17 protein-coding genes and 7 tRNA genes are annotated in these 19426 nt (G+C 55.7%); 9 read left to right on the top strand and 15 right to left on the bottom strand.

All coding sequences use genetic code 11. From position 1 onward, the window contains the following. Positions 1-210 precede the first annotated feature (210 nt). Positions 211-1377: an Arm DNA-binding domain-containing protein gene (locus tag V8L70_RS02840; protein WP_336268764.1), complete on the top strand. Its 1167-nt coding sequence runs from the start codon at positions 211-213 to the stop codon at positions 1375-1377. A gap of 89 nt (positions 1378-1466) precedes the next feature. Here the strand turns inward: V8L70_RS02840 and V8L70_RS02835 are convergent. The 6 genes from V8L70_RS02835 to V8L70_RS02810 form a co-directional block, all read right to left on the bottom strand. Continuing rightward, a tRNA-Ser gene (locus V8L70_RS02835) sits at positions 1467-1554 on the bottom strand. A 106-nt stretch (positions 1555-1660) separates the two neighbouring features. Next, positions 1661-2170 (bottom strand): YiiD C-terminal domain-containing protein, encoded by a 510-nt coding sequence (locus V8L70_RS02830; RefSeq protein WP_336268763.1) that lies wholly within the window; start codon positions 2168-2170, stop codon positions 1661-1663. 2 nt (positions 2171-2172) lie between these two features. Next, positions 2173-2733, bottom strand: a complete 561-nt coding sequence (locus V8L70_RS02825) for a nitroreductase family protein (protein WP_336268762.1) — start codon at positions 2731-2733, stop codon at positions 2173-2175. 88 nt (positions 2734-2821) lie between these two features. Next, positions 2822-3655: an NADPH-dependent 7-cyano-7-deazaguanine reductase QueF gene (gene queF / locus V8L70_RS02820; RefSeq protein ID WP_336268761.1), complete on the bottom strand. Its 834-nt coding sequence runs from the start codon at positions 3653-3655 to the stop codon at positions 2822-2824. Positions 3656-3690: 35 nt separating this feature from the next. Further along, positions 3691-4464, bottom strand: a complete 774-nt coding sequence (locus tag V8L70_RS02815) for an ABC transporter permease (RefSeq protein WP_290693196.1) — start codon at positions 4462-4464, stop codon at positions 3691-3693. After that, positions 4461-5429 carry an ABC transporter ATP-binding protein gene (locus tag V8L70_RS02810; RefSeq protein WP_336268759.1) on the bottom strand — a complete coding sequence of 323 codons (969 nt, stop codon included), beginning with the start codon at positions 5427-5429 and terminating at the stop codon, positions 4461-4463. The genes V8L70_RS02815 and V8L70_RS02810 overlap by 4 nt, the downstream gene beginning before the upstream one ends. A 280-nt stretch (positions 5430-5709) precedes the next feature. On the opposite strand from V8L70_RS02810, the gene V8L70_RS02805 reads away from it, so the two are divergent. After that, positions 5710-7338: a methyl-accepting chemotaxis protein gene (locus tag V8L70_RS02805; protein WP_101146120.1), complete on the top strand. Its 1629-nt coding sequence runs from the start codon at positions 5710-5712 to the stop codon at positions 7336-7338. A 173-nt stretch (positions 7339-7511) separates the two neighbouring features. Here the strand turns inward: V8L70_RS02805 and V8L70_RS02800 are convergent. The 6 genes from V8L70_RS02800 to V8L70_RS02775 form a co-directional block, all read right to left on the bottom strand. Continuing rightward, positions 7512-7586, bottom strand: a tRNA-Gly gene (locus V8L70_RS02800). A 30-nt stretch (positions 7587-7616) separates the two neighbouring features. Next, a tRNA-Glu gene (locus V8L70_RS02795) sits at positions 7617-7692 on the bottom strand. 114 nt (positions 7693-7806) lie between these two features. Further along, positions 7807-7881: transfer RNA gene (locus V8L70_RS02790), tRNA-Gly, on the bottom strand. A 42-nt stretch (positions 7882-7923) separates the two neighbouring features. Beyond that, positions 7924-7999, bottom strand: a tRNA-Glu gene (locus V8L70_RS02785). A gap of 95 nt (positions 8000-8094) precedes the next feature. After that, a tRNA-Gly gene (locus V8L70_RS02780) sits at positions 8095-8169 on the bottom strand. 54 nt (positions 8170-8223) lie between these two features. Beyond that, a tRNA-Glu gene (locus tag V8L70_RS02775) sits at positions 8224-8299 on the bottom strand. Positions 8300-8431: 132 nt separating this feature from the next. On the opposite strand from V8L70_RS02775, the gene V8L70_RS02770 reads away from it, so the two are divergent. The 6 genes from V8L70_RS02770 to htpX all read left to right on the top strand — a co-directional run bounded on the left by V8L70_RS02770 (position 8432) and on the right by htpX (position 14886). Beyond that, positions 8432-9292 (top strand): TRAP transporter large permease subunit, encoded by an 861-nt coding sequence (locus V8L70_RS02770; protein ID WP_336268758.1) that lies wholly within the window; start codon positions 8432-8434, stop codon positions 9290-9292. A 27-nt stretch (positions 9293-9319) separates the two neighbouring features. Next, positions 9320-10906, top strand: a complete 1587-nt coding sequence (locus tag V8L70_RS02765; protein ID WP_101146119.1) for a gamma-glutamyltransferase family protein — start codon at positions 9320-9322, stop codon at positions 10904-10906. Positions 10907-11033: 127 nt separating this feature from the next. Next, positions 11034-11432: a peptide-methionine (R)-S-oxide reductase MsrB gene (gene msrB, locus V8L70_RS02760; RefSeq protein WP_101146118.1), complete on the top strand. Its 399-nt coding sequence runs from the start codon at positions 11034-11036 to the stop codon at positions 11430-11432. 97 nt (positions 11433-11529) lie between these two features. Continuing rightward, positions 11530-12486, top strand: a complete 957-nt coding sequence (ylqF, locus tag V8L70_RS02755; protein ID WP_101146117.1) for a ribosome biogenesis GTPase YlqF — start codon at positions 11530-11532, stop codon at positions 12484-12486. A gap of 94 nt (positions 12487-12580) precedes the next feature. Further along, on the top strand, positions 12581-13828 hold the full coding sequence (locus V8L70_RS02750) for a pyridoxal phosphate-dependent aminotransferase (RefSeq protein ID WP_008958415.1): 1248 nt from the start codon (positions 12581-12583) through the stop codon (positions 13826-13828). Between the two features lie 152 nt (positions 13829-13980). After that, positions 13981-14886: a protease HtpX gene (gene htpX, locus V8L70_RS02745; protein WP_008958416.1), complete on the top strand. Its 906-nt coding sequence runs from the start codon at positions 13981-13983 to the stop codon at positions 14884-14886. Positions 14887-15142: 256 nt separating this feature from the next. Here htpX and pdxB read toward each other — a convergent pair whose 3' ends face one another. Further along, positions 15143-16297 carry a 4-phosphoerythronate dehydrogenase PdxB gene (pdxB, locus tag V8L70_RS02740; RefSeq protein ID WP_101146116.1) on the bottom strand — a complete coding sequence of 385 codons (1155 nt, stop codon included), beginning with the start codon at positions 16295-16297 and terminating at the stop codon, positions 15143-15145. 113 nt (positions 16298-16410) lie between these two features. Between pdxB and V8L70_RS02735 the strand changes: the two genes are divergently transcribed. After that, positions 16411-16692 (top strand): hypothetical protein, encoded by a 282-nt coding sequence (locus V8L70_RS02735; protein WP_101146115.1) that lies wholly within the window; start codon positions 16411-16413, stop codon positions 16690-16692. Positions 16693-16704: 12 nt separating this feature from the next. Here V8L70_RS02735 and V8L70_RS02730 read toward each other — a convergent pair whose 3' ends face one another. Together V8L70_RS02730 and rlmKL are read right to left on the bottom strand one after the other, a co-directional pair. Next, positions 16705-17040, bottom strand: a complete 336-nt coding sequence (locus V8L70_RS02730; protein WP_008958420.1) for a glutaredoxin family protein — start codon at positions 17038-17040, stop codon at positions 16705-16707. Between the two features lie 29 nt (positions 17041-17069). Then, a complete protein-coding gene (gene rlmKL, locus V8L70_RS02725; protein WP_101146114.1) occupies positions 17070-19307 on the bottom strand; it encodes a bifunctional 23S rRNA (guanine(2069)-N(7))-methyltransferase RlmK/23S rRNA (guanine(2445)-N(2))-methyltransferase RlmL in 2238 nt (745 codons plus the stop codon). Positions 19308-19426: the final 119 nt, after the last annotated feature.

Here is a 19426-nt window from a genome sequence, read left to right as displayed (position 1 = left end):
TAACTCATTTAAGGGAGGAGCTAGCTCGGTGCCGAGAACTCATCCGCAAATACGATATCAACGAAAATATGGACTGATAGTTTCGCATGTCGCCGCACCAAGCGGCGGCTTTTTGCCTTTATAAAAATAACGGTATAAGACAACCAAGCTTTTCAGACCCTTTCAAACTGGAATAAACTGTATATCTTTACAGTTTTAAAGGGATGCAACATGGCTGAGGGGGTCGAAATACGCGGCAATGCCGTGCGCGTTTATTTCCGCTGGGATGGTGAGCTTTGTCGGGAATCCCTACCCGGCCCAGCCACGGAAAAAAATATCGAACATGCCAAGCGCTTGGCCACCATCATTAACTACGAAATTGAAGCCGGTACGTTCGACTATGCCCGCCACTTTCCTGAATCCAGGCGCCTGGCAGAGAATCGCTTTGGTCACTACTTGGATATATGGCTGGCCATCAAGAAAAACGAACTCGCCTACTCCAGTTATCGCGGCATTCTCTCCAAAGCAGAGACCCACGTTCGACCCAAATGGGGCGAAGTGCAAGCCGATACAATCGACCACATAGAGCTGCAGAGCTGGATTCAAAATGAGCTTTCGGCAACGCTGGCCAACAAGACGATCAAAGAGATCGTCAGCATCATGCGGCAAACCTTCCGGCTTTATGCCACACGCAATAAGAAAGCTTTCGATCCCACCAGCGGCATTACCATCCGGCTGCCGGATGATGAAGATCCAGACCCGTTTACACGCAGTGAAATCAAGCTGATTCTGGAAACCCCGACTAATCGTGAGCAAGAGCTGAACCTGATCAAGTTTGCACTTTTCGATGGTCCACGCATTTCAGAAGCGCAGGCACTTGCCTGGGAAGACATACTGGATGTGGATAAGGGGATTATTCGCTATCGGAGGGCGGTAGTACGAGGGCGTTTTAAGGTGACTAAAACCAAGCGCTCTACTCGCGTACATCACTTGCTAAAACCAGCGCGTGAGGCACTGCAAGCGCAGTATGCTATTACCAGCAAGCTAGAGCCTCGCGTTTACGAGGTGGTCGATCGGGACAACCGCACCGTGCGGAAAGAGAAACTACGCCTGGTGTTTTTGAATTCCCGCAATAATGAGCCCTTCTACGAGAATGCTATCCGCGAGCGCTTCTGGAAAACCCACCTGAAACGCGCCGGCGTTCGCTACCGCGGCCCCAACCAGTGCCGGCACACTTTCATAAGCCAGCTGCTCTCTCTGGGTGTGGTGCCGCTGCACTGGATCTCCAACCACGTTGGCCACGCCACGATCACCATGATCCAGCGCCGCTACGGCAAGTGGATTCGCAGCGACGGCCCAGATATTCCAGCGCTCATCGAGAAGCAGTTAGACCTTTAGTATTCCCAGGACTGTTCCCAAAACCGCTCCCAAAGCCCAGAAACGAAAAAGGGAACCAAGCTAAATGCTTGATTCCCTTCAAAATTCTGTGGCGGAGGGGGAGGGATTCGAACCCTCGAAGCCTTGCGGCTTACACACTTTCCAGGCGTGCTCCTTCGACCACTCGGACACCCCTCCGCGTTTTGGCGCTGTAGAAAGGCTTTACCTTTCGCGACAGAACGGCGCACATACTATGGGCTAAGCCTCGAAATAGCAAGCCTTTTCAGGCCGATTACCGCTTCGGTTAGCGTGACGGCAACACCGCGTAATTGCCACTGGCTTCCAGACAGAGCGTCTCACCACAATAAAGCTGATGGGTTAACGCAATGCGTCCTTTCCCACGCTCCTCAAGCTGCTGGGCTAGTTGAGAAGAGCCTTCAGGTTCAGCAGGTGTGCATACCAAACGGTAATTATCGGTGACCGGTGCTAGAAAGCGTTGGGTGGCCTCGGCAACCACCACATCGCGGGCGATGCCCTGTTCGCGCAGCCATAAGGTGACCCAACACCAGCCTTGTAACGTGGTTTGCGCGGATAGCGCCCCACCAAACCCGGTGCCTTTGTCGTTAAGGCTAGGCTCCAGCGCTAACTGCCAGGTCAGCTGATCGCTTTGGCGCGACATTTCGCTAATGCCTAGCGAACTTACCATGGGAATGGCGTCACTCAGCCACTGCTGAAAGACTGCTAAGTCTTCCTGCTGGCCTTCCGGTAGCGGCAGACGTGGGTGCGGGATGCCTGGCTTACGGGGCAGATTCATAGCTAGTCCCAACGCTCCACAAAGTCAGCAACGTTATGTTGTGCCACGGGCTTATGCCGTCCGCCCAAGGTGCCCAAGTAGATAAAGGCGACGACTTCATCTTCTTCATCCAGGCTTAATCCTTTGCGTACCACCGGGTCAAACGCGTACTTGCCACTGCGCCACATGGCGCCAAGACCCAGCGCATGGGCGGCGAGCAGAATACCGTGGGCGGCGCAGCCAGCGGAAATTACTTGCTCCATTTTGGGCACTTTTTCGAGTCCAGGCGTGACCTTGGCAATCACGGCGATAATCATCGGCGCCCGCAGCGGCTTTTTGCGCGCTGAGTTGAGCGTATCGTCGTCGGCGCTAGGCTTTTCCTGGAACTCCGCCTCGGCAAATAGTTCGCCCAGGCGCTCACGCCCTTCCCCGCTGAACTCTATAAAGCGCCAGGGGCGCAGCTCTTTATGGTCAGGCGCCCGCAAAGCGGCTTGATAGATGTCGCTTAGCTGTTCGCTGCTAGGCGCTGGCTCAATCAGCTTGCCCATCGAGCTGCGTTCGTGAAGTAGCGTGAGTGCGTCCATTAATAACTCCAAATCCAATCGGTGGGCTACTGAGTACCGCCATTGATAGCATCGTCATTTATAACATTGTCACTTATAACATTGCCGTTTACTGCCTTGCTAGGCGCAGCGGCGTGGGCGGCGTTAGACCAGGCGTTGCGCGCCAGGGGCTAATGTCCAATCCACCGCGACGCACGTAACGCGCCAGCACCAGCAGTTGCGTTGGCTTTGCATGGGTCATTAGGTCGGTGAAGATGTGCTCAACGCAATGTTCGTGAAAATCCTGATGCTGACGAAACCCAATCAGGTAACGCAGTAACCCTTCGCGATCGATTTTGGGCCCTTGATAGCGAATCAACACGCTTCCCCAATCCGGCTGGCCAGTAACGGGGCAGTTAGATTTCAGCAGATGGGAATAGAGGGTCTCTTCGACGATCTCGTCCCCTACCGAGAGATGTGCGCTGCTTGGCGTATAATCGTTGATGGCAATATCCAAATCGTCCAAGCATTCACCCGGCAACTGCTGTGGTGAAAGCTCTGAGGCATCCACATCAAACAGCTCGACACTCACCTCAGCCCCCGCCGCCACGGCAAGGTCATTGGCCATCGTTTCCATGACTTCCTGACGGCTATAAAACCGGGATTGATTAAAGCTATTGAGGTAGAGCTTCCACGATTTGGATTCAATTAGGTTGGGCGAATGCGCAGGCAACCGAAAGCGCGCCACAGCCACAATCGGTTTGCCGCGGCTGTTGAGCCAGGAGACTTCAAAGGCGTGCCACTCATCTTCGCCCCCAAACGGTAAAACGCCCTTATCAATCCCCAGTGGCGCCCGGTTGGCCGCCCGGGGGATAGGGTAGAGAAGCCCCGCGTCGTACTGCTCAGGGTAAGCGGAGTCACGCCCCAGTGGGGCGTGTTCTAACGTGTCTGGACGATGCGCCATTAATAATTACTCTCTCTTACTGTGCGGTATAACCACTAGCTGCGAATACCTTTACCACGCTCTAGCATGGTTAACGCCACCACAAATAACACGATGATGAAGGCGAAAATAGCAGTCAGTGCCCAACCAACGGGGATATCCGAGACACCCAGAAAGCCGTAGCGGAAGACGTTAACCATGTACAGAATGGGGTTGAGCATGGAAACGCCCTGCCAGAAGTCTGGCAGCATCGAGATAGAGTAAAACACCCCACCCAGGTAAGTCAGCGGCGTGAGAATAAAGGTCGGCACGATAGAAATGTCATCGAACTTGTTCGCCAGCAAGGCGTTGATAAAGCCACCTATGGAGAACAGCGCCGAGGTGAGTACCACCACTAATACCGTGAGCAACGGATGCTCCATGGTCAAACGCGTAAAGAACAGCGAAACGACCGTCACAATCAGCCCAACGCCTAAACCTCGTGCCATGCCACCCAGGATAAAGCCAGCCAAAATCACCCAGTTGGGCATTGGCGAGACCATCATCTCTTCAATCGAACGCTGAAACTTGTTCGAGAAAAAGCTCGATGCCACGTTGGAGTAGCTGTTGGTAATCACCGACATCATGATCAGCCCCGGGACGATAAAGTCCATGTAGCTGAAGCCATCCATGTCGCCAATCCGCGAACCAATGAGATTACCGAAGATGATGAAGTACATGGCCATGGTGATCGAAGGCGGCAGCAGCGTTTGCGGCCAAATGCGCGTGAAGCGCTTGATCTCTTTGAGCACCAGCGTCCATAGTGCGATCAATGTTTGCGTAGCGTTCATACGCGTTCCTCCTTCTTCTCGACGCGCTGGTCTATCGCCCCTTGGCCGCTACCTTCTACCATCGACACAAACATCTCCTCCAGGCGATTGGCCCGGTTACGCATGGATACTACTTCGATACCCTGTTCGCTCAACGCTTTGAACACATCGTTCAAGCGCTGCCCACGATGAACCAGCAGAGAAAGCTGGGTGGGCTCTATCTGGTGCAATTCAAACCCTTCGATGTGGGGCACTTCTGCGATTGGCTCAGCCAAATCGATCAGGAAGGTCTCGGTATCAAGCTCGGCCAGTAGCTCCCGCACGCTGGTATTGCGCACAATGTCGCCATTATTGATGATCGCCACATTGCGACAGAGACTCTCGGCCTCTTCCAGGTAGTGCGTCGTCAGAATGATGGTGGTGCCTTCATCCTGGTTGATCCGCCGCATGTACTCCCACATGCTGCGCCGCAGTTCGATATCCACGCCTGCGGTTGGCTCATCGAGAATCAGCAGTTTGGGGCGATGCATCAGCGCCCGAGCGATCATCAGGCGGCGCTTCATACCACCGGAGAGCATGCGCGCGTTGCCGTTGCGCTTTTCCCATAGGCCAAGGTCGGTCAGCAGCTGTTTAGCGCGAGGCAAGGCTTCGCGACTGGTCATGCCGTAATAGCCCGCTTGGGCCAGCACGATATCGAGCACTTTTTCGAACTGGTTGAAGTTGAACTCTTGCGGCACGACACCCAGCTGGTACTTAGCTTTGGCGAAATCTTTATCGACATCAATGCCAAATATGGTGACCTTTCCCGCCGTCTTTTGCACCAGCGAGCAGACCACACCTAACGTGGTGGATTTACCGGCGCCATTGGGGCCCAACAAAGCAAAAAAATCGCCCTGTTGGACGTCGAGATCAATACCTTTGAGTGCCTGAAAGCCGTTGCCATACACTTTGGTAAGGCCACGGATCGACAATGCCGGTTCGGCCATAAACATGTCCTGTCAGCAAAATAAGAAGCACAAGTAAGTGCGTTAGAGGGAGAGATATCGGGGCAATCATATGTTTTTCAAGCCATCCCACTGCTCCACGTAGCCTGCTATTTGCTAGCGCGCTCTAGATTCAGGGGAATATGTACATTAAATGACACTTTGCCACGCTTTTGATGCAGAAGCACTAATATTAATACTTTAGTATTAGCGTCGTGCTATGTAGGGATGACTTCCGCTTGGCATACAAGGGAACCAAACACATAAGAGAGTTAAACACATAATGAGCGCCACCGTTTCTCACCACTCAAAGGCTTTAATCAGTTTTCCATCGACTGCTTCGCCTAAAGCCATGAAGGGCCTAGCCGCTCTACCCCTGCGACGTCAGCGCCTTATTGGAGTCATCGTACTCTGGTTAATTCTTGCCATCATGATTGTTGTTAATGCATGGCAAAGTCGTGCCTTGCTATATACCGAACGCGAGCAACGCATGGTCACTGCCGTGGATATAGCGGTTTCGACCATGGAACATTTTGACGTACTGGCCCAGCAGGGCGACATTACGCTAGACAAAGCTAAAACCCTCGCTTTTGAAACCATTCGCGACGTGCGATTCGGGGAAGAAGATAACTATCTATTCGCGTTTAGTGACGATCTGAAAATGCTTGCCCACCCTAAACGGGCTCGGGGAGAAGACCTAGCCCAGGTTACCGATCCTGAAGGCACGCGTATTTTCCAAGCCATTCTAGATAACACACGAGGCACGGGAGGCGGCTTTACTGAGTACTACTCTAATTTCGCAAGAGGAAGCGATGCACAACCGCTGGTACGCACCTACGCTGAAGTTTATGCGCCCTGGGATGTCTATATTGCCAGCGGTGTCTTCATGGGAGATGTGAACAGCGCAATCATGAGTCAACTTATCGAAAGTGTAGTAGTAGGTATACTTGCTGGCGTACTGGTCACCCTTGCGTTCTGGAGCATGATTTCATTCATTCTACGCCGCCTTGGCGGTGAGCCTAGTTACGCAGCGAGCGTCGTCGGCCGCATTGCTCAAGGCGACTTATCCGCGACCGTGGCACTCAAACAGAATGACTCCAGCAGCTTATTGCACGATATCCAAGAAATGCGTAATAAGCTGCACGATACAATGCAGGAGATACAAGCCACCAGCAGAGCCGTTGATCATAATGCAGGCGAGATTGCTTCGGGCAACCAAGAGCTCTCATCACGCACCGAGCAACAGGCCGCCGCGCTACAACAGACCTCTTCTAGCATGGAAGAAGTCACCGCCACGGTGCGCCAAAATGCCGACAGCGTAGAACAAGCCAAAGAGTTAGTACGCAGTGCAGGCGAAACATCTCAAGCAGGCCAACAAGCCATTGGCGAAGCTGCGACTTCGATGCAAGCCATTAACGCAGAAGCTGCCAAAATTACCGAGATCGTCACATTGATCGACGGCATTGCATTTCAAACTAATATTCTGGCGCTAAATGCTTCCGTGGAAGCCGCGCGGGCGGGTGAACATGGTAGAGGCTTTGCCGTAGTCGCCGGAGAAGTGCGCCAGCTGGCTAACCGTTCAGCAAGCGCAGCTCAGGAGATTAAAACGCTGATCGACACCTCGAACACACAGGTAAGCCAAGGTGCTTCGCTGGTGGGCACGGCGAAAGAGCGGATGCAAAAAATTGACCAGCAGATCCAACAGGTTAATGATTTATTTACCGATATTACTGCGGCTACCCATGAACAGACCCGAGGCATTGAACAAATTAACGTAGCGATCGCTCAATTAGATCAGGCAACCCAGGATAATGCTTCCATGGTTCAGCAAACGGCATCCTCAGCCAACGATCTTACCAAGCGCTCACAGACATTAAACGATGTCGTAAGCCACTTCACACTCGCCAACTAACTACTTAGGAACATTCTTCTGCGCCCAGCCCAATGTTGAACTTGGGCGTAGATCATTACCGATTTAAGAGCACAAAAAAGCTCGCCCAGGATAGGCGATCAACACTAACGCTTAACGCTAGAATGCATACAGAAGGAATAAAGGCGGGCAAAGAAGAAATATAAGAGTTTACATGGAGCGGGAAAGGAGATTCGAACTCCCGACCCTCGCCTTGGCAAGGCGATGCTCTACCACTGAGCTATTCCCGCAACGCAAACAAAACGACGTATAACGCTTGATGGCGTCCCATAGGGGGTTCGAACCCCTGTTACCGCCGTGAAAGGGCGGTGTCCTAGGCCACTAGACGAATGGGACTTATTGGAGCAGGAAAACAACTTAATCCGGCACCTAAAACTGGAGCGGGAAAGAAGATTCGACCGGGCTGGCGCTCCAGCTCCCGACCTCGCCTGACTAACCACACGCCTAAACTGGAGCGGGAAAGGAGATTCGAACTCCCGACCCTCGCCTTGGCAAGGCGATGCTCTACCACTGAGCTATTCCCGCTTATAGAACACTTGCTTAGCTTTTTACCTAACCTATCGGAAGTGGCGTCCCATAGGGGGTTCGAACCCCTGTTACCGCCGTGAAAGGGCGGTGTCCTAGACCACTAGACGAATGGGACACTATAATTACTTCAACTACTTTGGAGCGGGAAAGTAGATTCGACCGGGCTGGCGTTCCAGCTCCCGACCTCGCCTGACTTACCACACACCTAATTGGAGCGGGAAAGGAGATTCGAACTCCCGACCCTCGCCTTGGCAAGGCGATGCTCTACCACTGAGCTATTCCCGCATTCCGATAACCCTGACGACCGCTTACCCTAAAAACCAAATCTTTAAAAATAAGTGGCGTCCCATAGGGGGTTCGAACCCCTGTTACCGCCGTGAAAGGGCGGTGTCCTAGACCACTAGACGAATGGGACGTTGCTTGCCTCGTCGAGGTGGCGCGTATGTTACTCAGACCTTATTGAGCTGTCAAGCTCTCTACCCTTCACCAACCTAATTGGCCAGCTTTCAATTACCTACAAGCAAAGCATGGGGGTTACATCACAGCCATGCACGTTGAAAGTGCTCAGCGTGATAATTCGGCGTCGGCGCTGCTACGCCGAGGCTACTCTAAAACACTTGCGACCGGGATGATCTGCGCATCCGGCACCTTAGGTCAGATTATTCCGCCTAGCTTGGTGCTAATCCTATTGGCAGAAATTTTGAGTGAATCGGTCGGCACGATGTTCGCCGACGCCATGGTGCCGGGGCTAACGCTAGCGGCGATGTATATTTGGGCCCGCCGGCAGGCTTGGTGTTTGCGGTACTGGGCTCGATTATCGGCGGTATTGCCGCGCCTACCGAGGCTGCCGCGATGGGCGCTGGGGGCGCTGGTATTTGTCGCCTGCTTGGGGCAGTTAACCTTCACCCTACTCAAGGAGGTCGCCAAGGCCACGCTGGTGATTTCGGCGATGGTGTTCTTTATCTTGATCAGTGCGCAGGTATTCGGGCTGGCATTCCGTGGCCTGGGTGGCGAGCATCTTGTCGCCCGCATGTTTGACTGGGTGCCCGGTGGCGAACTAGGTGCGCTGCTGTTTATGCTGCTGCTGATGTTTGTGCTGGGTTTCTTCCTGGAGTGGATTGAGATCAGCTATATTGCCCTGCCGCTGTTTTTACCGTTTTTTGTCCAGATGGGCGTCGATATGGTGTGGCTGGGCGTTCTGGTGGGACTGGTGCTGCAAACCTCGTTTCTTACCCCACCCTTTGGCTGGTCGCTGTTTTTCCTCAAGGGCGTGGCCCCAAAAGAGGTCACCACGCTGGATATTTACAAAGGCGCCCTACCGTTTATCGGGCTGCAGTTTTTAGCCGTTGCGCTGGTGTTTATTTTTCCCAGCATCGCCACTTGGCTGCCGAACGCCATTGGCTGGTAACCATGATCAATAACAAAGGAATTTAAGATGCTTCACACCCAACGTAGTTACGGCGGCAGCTGCGTCGCCCCGCATCACCTGGCGGCCAGCGCCGGGCGAGATGTGTTGAAACAGGGCGGCAACGCGGTGGAAGCCATGGTGGCAGCCGCCGCGGCCATTGCGGTGGTTTATCCGCATATGAATGCCCTGGGTGGCGACGGTTTTTGGTTAATTCATGAGCCCGGCAAAGCCCCCGTTGCCATAGACGCCTGCGGCCCGGCAGCGGGCCTCGCCAATGCGGATTTCTACGCCGGTGAGACGCAGATTCCCGAGCGTGGCCCTAAAGCTGCTCTGACCATGGCGGGCACGATTGGCGGCTGGCATGAAGCGCTGAACGTAGCGTCGAGCTGGGGAAAGCAGCTGCCTCTGACCACGCTGTTGGCCGACGCCATTCATCATGCCGAAGCGGGTATTTCGGTCACCCAAAGCCAGGAAGCCCTCACTGCCAAACACGTTGAACGCCTGTCTCAAAGCCCTGGCTTTAGTGACTCCCTGCTGCTTAACGGCCAGGTGCCCCAGGAGGGTGAGCGCCTGCGCCAGCCACGCTTAGCGGCCACCCTCAAGCGATTAGCGGAAGCCGGATTAGATGATTTCTATCGCGGCGAACTGGCTGCTAGCATGGCGAAAGATTTGGAAGCAGTGGGCAGCCCCCTGCGCTTGGCTGACTTTCACGCCTACCGCGCCCAGCGCGTCACGCCGCTGGAAGTCACCCTCCAGGATGCCATGCTGTACAACCTGCCAGCGCCGACCCAAGGCATGGCGTCGTTAATGATTTTGGCCATTTACGAGCGCTTGAAAGCCGCCGAGCCCAACGGTTTTGATCACCTGCACGGGCTGATTGAAGCGACCAAGCGCGCCTTTATCCTACGTGACCAAAATGTGACTGACCCGGGCCGTGTCCCCACACCACTGCAGGCGTTACTCAGCGAGGCGAATATTGGTCGGGAAGCGGCTCAAATTGACCCACAACGCGCCCTGCCCTGGCCACACGAGCCAGCCCCTGGCGACACCATTTGGATGGGCACCGTCGATAGCGAAGGCCGTGCAGTAAGCTTTATCCAGAGTATCTATTGGGAGTTCGGCAGTGGCGTGGTGCTGCCGGAAAGCGGCGTGTTGTGGCAGAACCGCGGCATCAGCTTTTCGCTTAATCCCGACGACCTGCGCGGCTTAGCCCCTGGCCGCAAACCTTTCCATACGCTCAACCCGGCAATGGCCAAGTTTAACGATGGTCGTACCATGGTCTACGGCACCATGGGCGGTGAAGGCCAGCCGCAAACCCAGGCGGCGGTATTTTCCCGCTATGCGCTGCACGGCATGCCGCTTCAGCAGGCGATAACCGCGCCCCGCTGGCTGCTGGGTCGTACTTGGGGTGAAACCAGCACTAACTTAAAACTCGAAGCGCGTTTTGACGATGCCCTTGTAACCGCCCTAGCGACAGCCGGCCACGATGTGGAAGTGTTGCCTGAAGCCTTCAGCGACACCATGGGTCATGCGGGCGGTATCGTGCACCACCCGCATGGATTGATAGAGAGCGCTCACGATCCGCGCAGTAACGGCGGCGCGGCCAGCGTATAAACACATCTTGGGGAGTTTCATCCATGCTGAACTTGAGCAGGCGACTCGCTGTCACTCATGAGAGTGTTAAGCTAGCCTGCTTAATAAGCCTCTGAAGAGTGGCCAACCAGAGGGAGAGGAGAACCCCATGGCGAAAATAGAAAAATCCCCCGACGAGTGGCAAAAGCAGTTAACGCCAGAGCAGTACCGCGTGGCACGCGAGAAAGGCACTGAACGCCCTTTCACCGGGGATTATCAGGTGCGCGATGCTCAGGGTATTTACCACTGTGTGTGCTGTAATGCGCCACTGTTTGAGAACGAGCACAAGTTTGATGCTGGCTGCGGCTGGCCCAGCTTTGACCGGCCGCTGGGTAGCCGCTGCGTTGAAGAGCATACAGATACCACTCACGGCATGCAGCGCACCGAGGTCGTCTGTTCTCACTGTGATGCACACCTGGGCCACGTTTTCCCCGACGGGCCACCCGAGACCACCGGCTTGCGCTACTGCATCAACTCGGTGTCGTTAGAGTTTCACCCCGACGAGTAATCCTTGCTAAAAGGAAGCACAGCAAGGCGGGCGCCATCTGTTAGAATGGTCGCCCGCTTTTTTGTGCCTCTATTTTTTGTACTTTCAGGAGAGACCCATGCTCGGCTGGTTCCCCGGACATATGAACAAGGCCCGCCGCCAGATTAAGGAGGTGCTGCCTGAAATTGACGTAGTGATCGAGGTCCTCGACGCGCGTCTGCCCTACTCCAGCGCCAACCCGATGCTGGCCGAGCTAACCCGCCATAAGCCGGTGCTGAAAATTCTCTCCCGCGCCGATCTCGCCGACCCAGAGCGGACGGCCGAGTGGGTCGAATTTTTCGATGCCCAAGAGAACATGCGTGCCTTAGCCGTTACCACGACCAATACCCGTGAGCTGAAGAAAATCCCCAAGCTGTGTCATGAACTGGCCGGTGCCGTGCGCGCTGACCGCGATGTGCGCGTGATGGTGATGGGTATACCGAATGTCGGGAAATCCACGCTGATTAATGGCTTGGCTGGGCGCAAAATCGCCAAGACCGGTAACGAGCCTGCGGTCACCAAGCGTCAACAGAAGGTGCGTATCGATGGGCGTGTAGCCCTTACCGACACCCCAGGCGTGCTGTGGCCCAAAATCGAAGACCAGGCCAGTGCTTATCGTCTCGCTGCTACCGGCGCCATTCGCGATACCGCCATTGAGTACACCGATGTGGCGATTGTCACCAGCGCGGAGCTTGCCAAGCGCTACCCCGAAGCGCTCACCGAGCGCTATAAGCTCAAAGAGCTGCCGCCTTACACCGCGCCGGACCTCCCCCACGATATTGATGCGGACGGTCCGAAAAAGCCTGATTTTCTCGCTATTGCTGGCTTCGACGGTAACGCCATCTTAAAAGATATCGCTGCCCGCCGTGGCGGCCTGCGCCCCGGCGGCGCGGTTGATCTGCACCGCGGCGCCGAAGTACTGCTTCACGAACTTCGCGACGGCAAGCTGGGCAGGCTAACGCTTGAAACCCCGGCAGATATTCCGCCACCTCCGGTGCAAAACGACGAAGACAATCAAGGCCTTTCCGACGCATAATGAGCCGAGCACTGCTAAGTCACCCTTTGACCTAGTAAACACATAATGACGTTGGATACTTTTGGGCTTCTAGCTACTTTTGGACAAACACCTCATGGATACCCCGCAGTCGCACGAATCACAACCGCTAAAGAAATCTCATAAGCTGCACAATGTCTGCTATGACATTCGCGGCCCGGTACTCGACCACGCCAAGCGCTTGGAAGAGGAAGGCCAACGAATTCTCAAGCTGAATATCGGCAACCCCGCGCCCTTCGGCTTCGAGGCGCCGGAAGAGATTCTCCAGGATGTGATGCGTAACCTGCCCACTGCCCAGGGCTACTGCGACTCCAAGGGGCTCTACTCTGCGCGCAAAGCGATTATGCAGGAGTGCCAGCGCAAGCAGATTCCCGGCGTGGGGATTGAGGATATCTTCATCGGTAACGGCGTCTCTGAGCTGATCGTGATGGCCATGCAGGCGCTGCTCAATGACGGCGACGAAGTGCTGATTCCCGCACCAGACTACCCACTATGGACCGCGGCCGCTCACCTTTCCGGTGGCCATGCGGTGCACTACCTGTGCGACGAGCAGGCCGACTGGACGCCCGACATGGCGGATATTCGCGCCAAAATCACCAGCCACACGCGCGCCATTGTGCTGATCAACCCCAATAACCCGACCGGTGCAGTCTATCCGCCCGCAGTGGTCAAAGAGGTACTGGCGATAGCCAAACAGCACAATCTGGTGGTGTTCTCTGACGAGATCTACGACAAGATTCTGTACGACGGCGTCGAGCACACCGCCACGGGCGCGTTAGCGGACGATGACCAATTAGTCATCACCATGAACGGGCTCTCCAAAAGCTATCGCTGTGCGGGCTTTCGCTCGGGCTGGATGATTATCTCCGGCACCTTGGCCAAATTGAACGCTCAGGACTATATCCAGGGGCTGAATATGCTGGCTTCCATGCGTCTGTGCGCCAACGTGCCCGCCCAGCACGCGATTCAAACCGCGCTGGGGGGCTATCAGTCGATTAACGATTTAATCCTGCCTGGCGGGCGGCTGTTGGCCCAGCGTGACATCACGGTAGAAAAGCTGAACGCGATCCCCGGCGTCTCCTGCGTGAAGCCAAAAGGCGCGCTCTATGCGTTTCCGCGTCTGGACCCAAAAGTTTTCAACATCAAAGACGATCAGCAGATGGTGCTTGATTTGCTGCTGCAGGAAAAAATATTGCTGGTACAAGGGACCGCCTTTAACTGGCCAGAGCCGGATCATGTGCGCATTGTGACCCTGCCCTGGGCAGACCAACTCGGTGATGCATTGGACCGTTTTGCCAACTTCCTATCCCGCTACCGGCAGTGAGCCTAGCTAGGTGAATATGCCGATTAAAACAGCTATTTGACGCAGCGTGACTTGAAACTGCCACGAACAGTACGTATTTAAGCAACTATTCTGTGACCATTTCACTGGCTGTGTATGAACCGGTTTCTAAACGTTGAGGGAGAACCTGCACCATGATGCGAATTCTGCTGTTTTTAGCGACCAATATAGCGGTCTTGCTGGTCGCCAGTATCACCTTGCGCTTGCTCGGTGTAGAGGGCTACCTGCGCGGCCAGGGCATCAACTTCACCAGCCTGCTGATCTTCTGCTTTGTGTTCGGCATGGCGGGTTCCATCATCTCGCTCTTCATTTCCAAATGGATGGCCAAGCGCAGCACCGGCACGGTGATCATCGAAACGCCCTCCAACTCGACCGAACGGTGGTTGCTGGACACGGTCGCGGAGCTCTCCCGTGAAGCGGGTATTAAAACCCCGGAAGTGGGCATCTTTCCGGCACAGCAATCCAACGCCTTTGCTACGGGCTGGAACAAGGACGATGCACTGGTGGCCGTCTCGGCAGGCTTGATGAATCGCATGCGACCGGAAGAAGTGCGGGCGGTACTGGCTCACGAAATTGGCCACGTTGCCAATGGCGACATGGTGACACTGGCGCTGATTCAAGGCGTGGTGAACACCTTCGTGATGTTCTTTGCCCGGGTAGTGGCACACTTGGTCGATAACTTCCTGCGCAGCCGTAGCGATGGTGAAGGCGGGCTCGGTTTTATGGGTTACTTCGCAGTAGTCATGGTCGCTGAGATTGTGTTCGGCATTTTGGCCTCGGCCATCGTCGCTTGGTTCTCGCGCTATCGCGAATACCGCGCCGATGAAGCGGGCGCGCGCTTGGCAGGCACTAACGCTATGGTCAGCGCGCTGGCACGCTTGAAAACCGAAACGGAAATGCCCGATCAAATGCCTGACACGCTGCGCGCCATGGCCATCACCAAAGGCCAAACGCGCTCGCTGGTGGAAAAGCTATTTGCCAGCCACCCGCCGCTGGATGAGCGCATCCGTGCGCTGAAAGAAGCCGCTTATCGTCAGTAAGTCGCTTGGGGCCACCGCAGACCGGTGGCTCTTTCACGTCGTTGCGAACTCCGCTAAGTAGTCTGGAGTCGCTTTTTCTGTCATTGCGAGCGTAGCGAAGCAATCTCGGGGTCGCCTTTTCTGTCATTGCGAGCGCAGCGAAGCAATCTGGGGATGTGCCTCCGCGGGTACAGATTGCCGCGTCGCTTCGCTCCTCGCAATGACAATGCTGGAGCAACTCGTTATGACAAGAGACAAGCGTCTCCAATGACAATAGTCAGAAATCCTCACTATGACTGCAGGGAAACCCCGCCCCACGCAATAAGCCTTCCAGCGCTACCGCCTCCCCTGACAGCTGCACACTGAGCGTGGCGAATTCGCGCCGCAGCGGGTAGTTGGCGCGGCAGTCGTCAAAGCCTTTGTGCATGCAGTGATGCAGCGTTTGGCGCTGGAGAGCATCGTGGTCGCGGCGCACGTCGTACACCGCTCTCATGCAGAGCCTTAGCGCATCTTCTGGCGGTAGCGCGTGCTGCAAATGCAGCGATGCCAGTGCGGGCGGCGGGCAAATATCGGCGAACGTAAATTCACTGGGCTGGCCGCAGTGACGCGCTAGCGCCTGTTGAATCATCCACGTGCCGCGTAGCTTGCCATCCAAACTGTGCCCCGCTATATGCGGTGTTGCTATAGAAACCAGATCACGCAAGCCAGCATCAATATCCGGCTCCGCTTCCCACACATCCAACACCGCCTTAATGTCCCCTTTACCCGACAATCGGCTGCGCAGCGCCAAGCCATCCACACAGTCGCCCCGCCCAGCATTAAGCAGCACACTGCCCGGCGCTAACTCACCGATACGTTGAGCATTGAGTAGTTGATACGTCGCGTGTGGGCCTTCGCGGGTTAGTGGGGTATGCAGGCAGAGCACATCACAGCGCTCGATCAGGGCATCTAACGAGTGAAAGCCTGTCTGGCCCTCCTCGTCGGCTCTGGGCGGATCACAGGCCAGCGTTGCGACGCCCATGGCGGTTAGTCGCGCCTGCAGTCTGCTGCCGACATTGCCCACCCCCACAATCCCCACGGCTCGCTCGCCAAGAGCCCAGCCATCGCGCTCCGCCAGGGTCAGCAAGCTGCTCAATACATAATCAACCACCGCTTCGGCGTTGCAGCCTGGTGCACTGGCGAAGTCGATATTGCGCTGCGCCAGCGCCGCCTGGTCGATATGGTCGGTGCCAATGGTGCACGTACCCACAAAACGTACGGGGCTATCGGCAAGCAGCTTATCGTTGACCTGGGTAATGGAGCGCACGATGAGCGCGTCGGCATCCCGAAGGTGGGCGGCGTTTATCTCCCGCCCTGGCACGCGGGTGAGCGTACCGAAATGGCCGAAGCAGTGCTCGGCAGCGGGGATATTGGCGTCGATGACAAGTTTCATAGGCGTTTGGGTATCCGGGCTTTACAATACCGCCCGCGACGGCTTGATGGGCAGGCGAGTTTAAAGGCTATCTTTTAAAGGCTATCTTTTAAAAGCTAAGTAAGGAGAGTGTTGTGATCGTACGCTGGGAAACCAACCATGACTATGTGTTGGTTCATATTCACCAGGATATGTTTGGTGACTGGATTTTCAGCCGCGCCTGGGGGCAAATCGGCACTCAGTTTGGCGGTCTAAAGCATCAGCTAGCCGACACGCTGGAGCTGGCCCAGATGTGGCTTGAGGACGAAACCACCATCCAGTCCTCGCGGGGTTTTCGCAAGGTACTGGACGTGGCCGATCATACTCCCGAGGGCCAGGAGGCCATGCGCCAACTATCGCTACTGGATACACTTTAGGGCCGCTAGGGGTTAGCCCAGAAAGCGCCGCCCGTCACGCTCATGCGCCCCTTTGGGGGCGGAGGTATCGGGTGGTGCGGTAAACGCTTCCAGGGCCGCTTCATCCAGCCAGCCGCGTTCACGCAACCAATCGCTTAAGCGTTCTAGCTCAAAGCCACGATCCAACTCATTTCCATCGCTATCCACCAGCACCGGTATCCGCACGCCGTAGCGCTCGACAAGCGCATCGTCATCACTGATTTCGATATGGTGCAGCCACACCTTCTGATTGGCGAGTGTCGCCACCAGCCCTTCCAATTGAGTGCATAGGTGGCAACCCAGCGTGGTGTAAAGCGATAGATGAATCATGCAAAGACTCTTTTCATACGATGGCTCTCTTACGCCGCTTTGTGGCGCAGTATAAACACATGGTGAAGATTCGTACGCCGCTGGAAATCGGGGTCGAAGCTACGCCCGGTGATGTCCTCGACCGCATACTGCTGGTAAAGCGCTTCATCGAGTTTAAAACGCCGTTGATTATTCGAAAACACTAACGTGCCACCCGGTGCCAAGCGCGCCATGGCGAGTTCCACCAGTCGCGGATGGTCACGCTGCACATCAAGGGTATCGCGCATTTTCTTGGAGTTGGAAAAGGTCGGCGGATCCATAAAGATCAGGTCGAACTCGGCGTTGGCCGTTTCCAGCCAGCGGAAACAGTCGTCGCGAATCACACGATGCAGCCGTGTATCGAGTTTGTTCAGCGCAAAGTTGTCCTTGGCCCACTCCAGGTAGGTGTTGGACATATCCACGCTCACACTGTCACTGGCTCCACCCAAGGCCGCCTGTACGGTCGCGGTGGCGGTATAACAGAACAGATTTAAAAAGCGCTTACCGCTGGCCATTTCGCCCAGCATGCGCCGAACCGGCCGATGGTCAAGGAACAGCCCGGTATCCAGATAGTCACGCAGGTTGACCCATAGCCGTGCTGCGCCCTCCTGCACCTCAAAGCGTTCACCGCTGGCGGCCCGCTTCTGGTACTGGGCGCTGCCGGTTTGGCGTTCGCGGCGTTTGATATAGATTTTGCTGGCATCAACGTTAAGCGCCTCGGGCATGACTTCCAAGGCATCGTACAAGCGCTTTTGCGCCTGGGCTGGGTTGATCGAGCTAGGTGCCGCGTACTCTTGTACATGTACCCGATCACCGTAACGATCCACCGCCAGGGCGTATTCCGGCATATCGGCATCATAAACGCGATAGCTGGTTTCACCGCTCTGCTTCAGCCATTTCTTCAAGCGCTTCTGATTTTTAATCAGTCGATTGGCGAACATCTGCGCATTGTCTTGATTTTTGTGGGCGGCTTGCTCTTCGCTCACCTTATCACTAGGCGTCGCCACTGCACTACTCTCGCTCTGAACAGGCTTTGTATCGCTCGCGGCAGGCGCATGCTCAGTGCCACCAATCTCCATAAGCAGTAGCTTGGCATCTAGCGCGCCGTTTTTAAGCGCGTACTGCTTGTGCGCACGCATGCCCAGCCGGTGGCCTAGATCCGGGTTACCGGTAAATACCGCCAGGGTCCAGCCGGGGAATAGCGCTTTGGCTTTCTCACCAAGCTGGGCGTATAGACGCACCAGTTCTGGTAATTCACCCAACCGCTCGCCGTAAGGGGGATTGGTGATCAGCAGGCCGCTCTCAGCCGTCAGTGTTTCGGGTCGCGTCAACTGGACAAGGCTTTGACCATGCAGGCTTATCAAGGCTGGAATACCCGCGCGCATGGCATTGGATTTCGCTGCCGTCAGTGCTGCGGGGCTCTGATCAAAGCCGAGTAGCTGGGCTTTACAGCGCTTGCGACCAATCGACGCGCGCGCATCGGCTTCGCGCTTCTGTTCCTGCCAAGCGAGATCATCGTGGCCTGCCCAGCCGTGAAAACCGAACCGCTCACGATTCAGGTTAGGCGCTTGGTCAGCGGCCATCATGGCGGCTTCGATCAGCAGCGTGCCTGCACCGCACAGCGGATCAATCAACGGCTCTCCCGCTTTTAAGCGCTCGGGCCAGCCTGCGCGCACCAGCAGTGCCGCCGCCAGATTCTCTTTTAGCGGTGCATGGCCTACGTCACGGCGATAACCACGGCGGTGGAGACTCTCACCTGAGAGATCCAGCCCAATGGTTAAATTCATCCGGTGCAGGTGGGCATAGACGCGCAAATGTGGGGTTTTGGTATCCACATTGGGGCGTTCCTGCCCGGCCAGTTGAAGCGCATCGACAATGCCGTCTTTAACGGTTTGCGCGCCAAAGCGGGTGTGGCGAATGTGTTCGCTGCGGCCATGGAAATCGACGGCCAGCGTTTTGCCCGGTGCCAGGTGCTGTGGCCAGGCAATGCGGGCGACCACATCGCGCACTTGCTCGGCGGTATCGATCATCGATTCGCGTACCAGGGTCAAAATGACCCGGTTGGCTAACCGAGACCACAGGCAAACACGATAAGCGATCGCTTGGCTGGCAGTGAAATAGACGCCTGCCACGGTGGTTTTACCCGGCGTGGCGCCCAGTGCTATGAGTTCGTCGTGGAGCAGGCCTTCGATGCCTTTGGGGCAAGTGGCGAGCAAGTTCAGGGCAGCGGTTTGGTTCGACTCGGTCATGATAATAGCGGCGCGTAAAGGCGCGATATCCCTGTATATAGCAAATGAGTTTACGTTTTATGACAATTTGATAGTCGACAGATGACCCCATCATGGTCTAACAATAAGAGAGTAGCTAC

The sequence above is a fragment of the Vreelandella arctica genome (genome assembly GCF_037070215.1).
GTDB lineage: Bacteria > Pseudomonadota > Gammaproteobacteria > Pseudomonadales > Halomonadaceae > Vreelandella > Vreelandella arctica.
The sequence above is the reverse complement of the archived record's forward strand: the minus strand, read 5'-3'. Positions and strand labels throughout refer to the sequence as shown.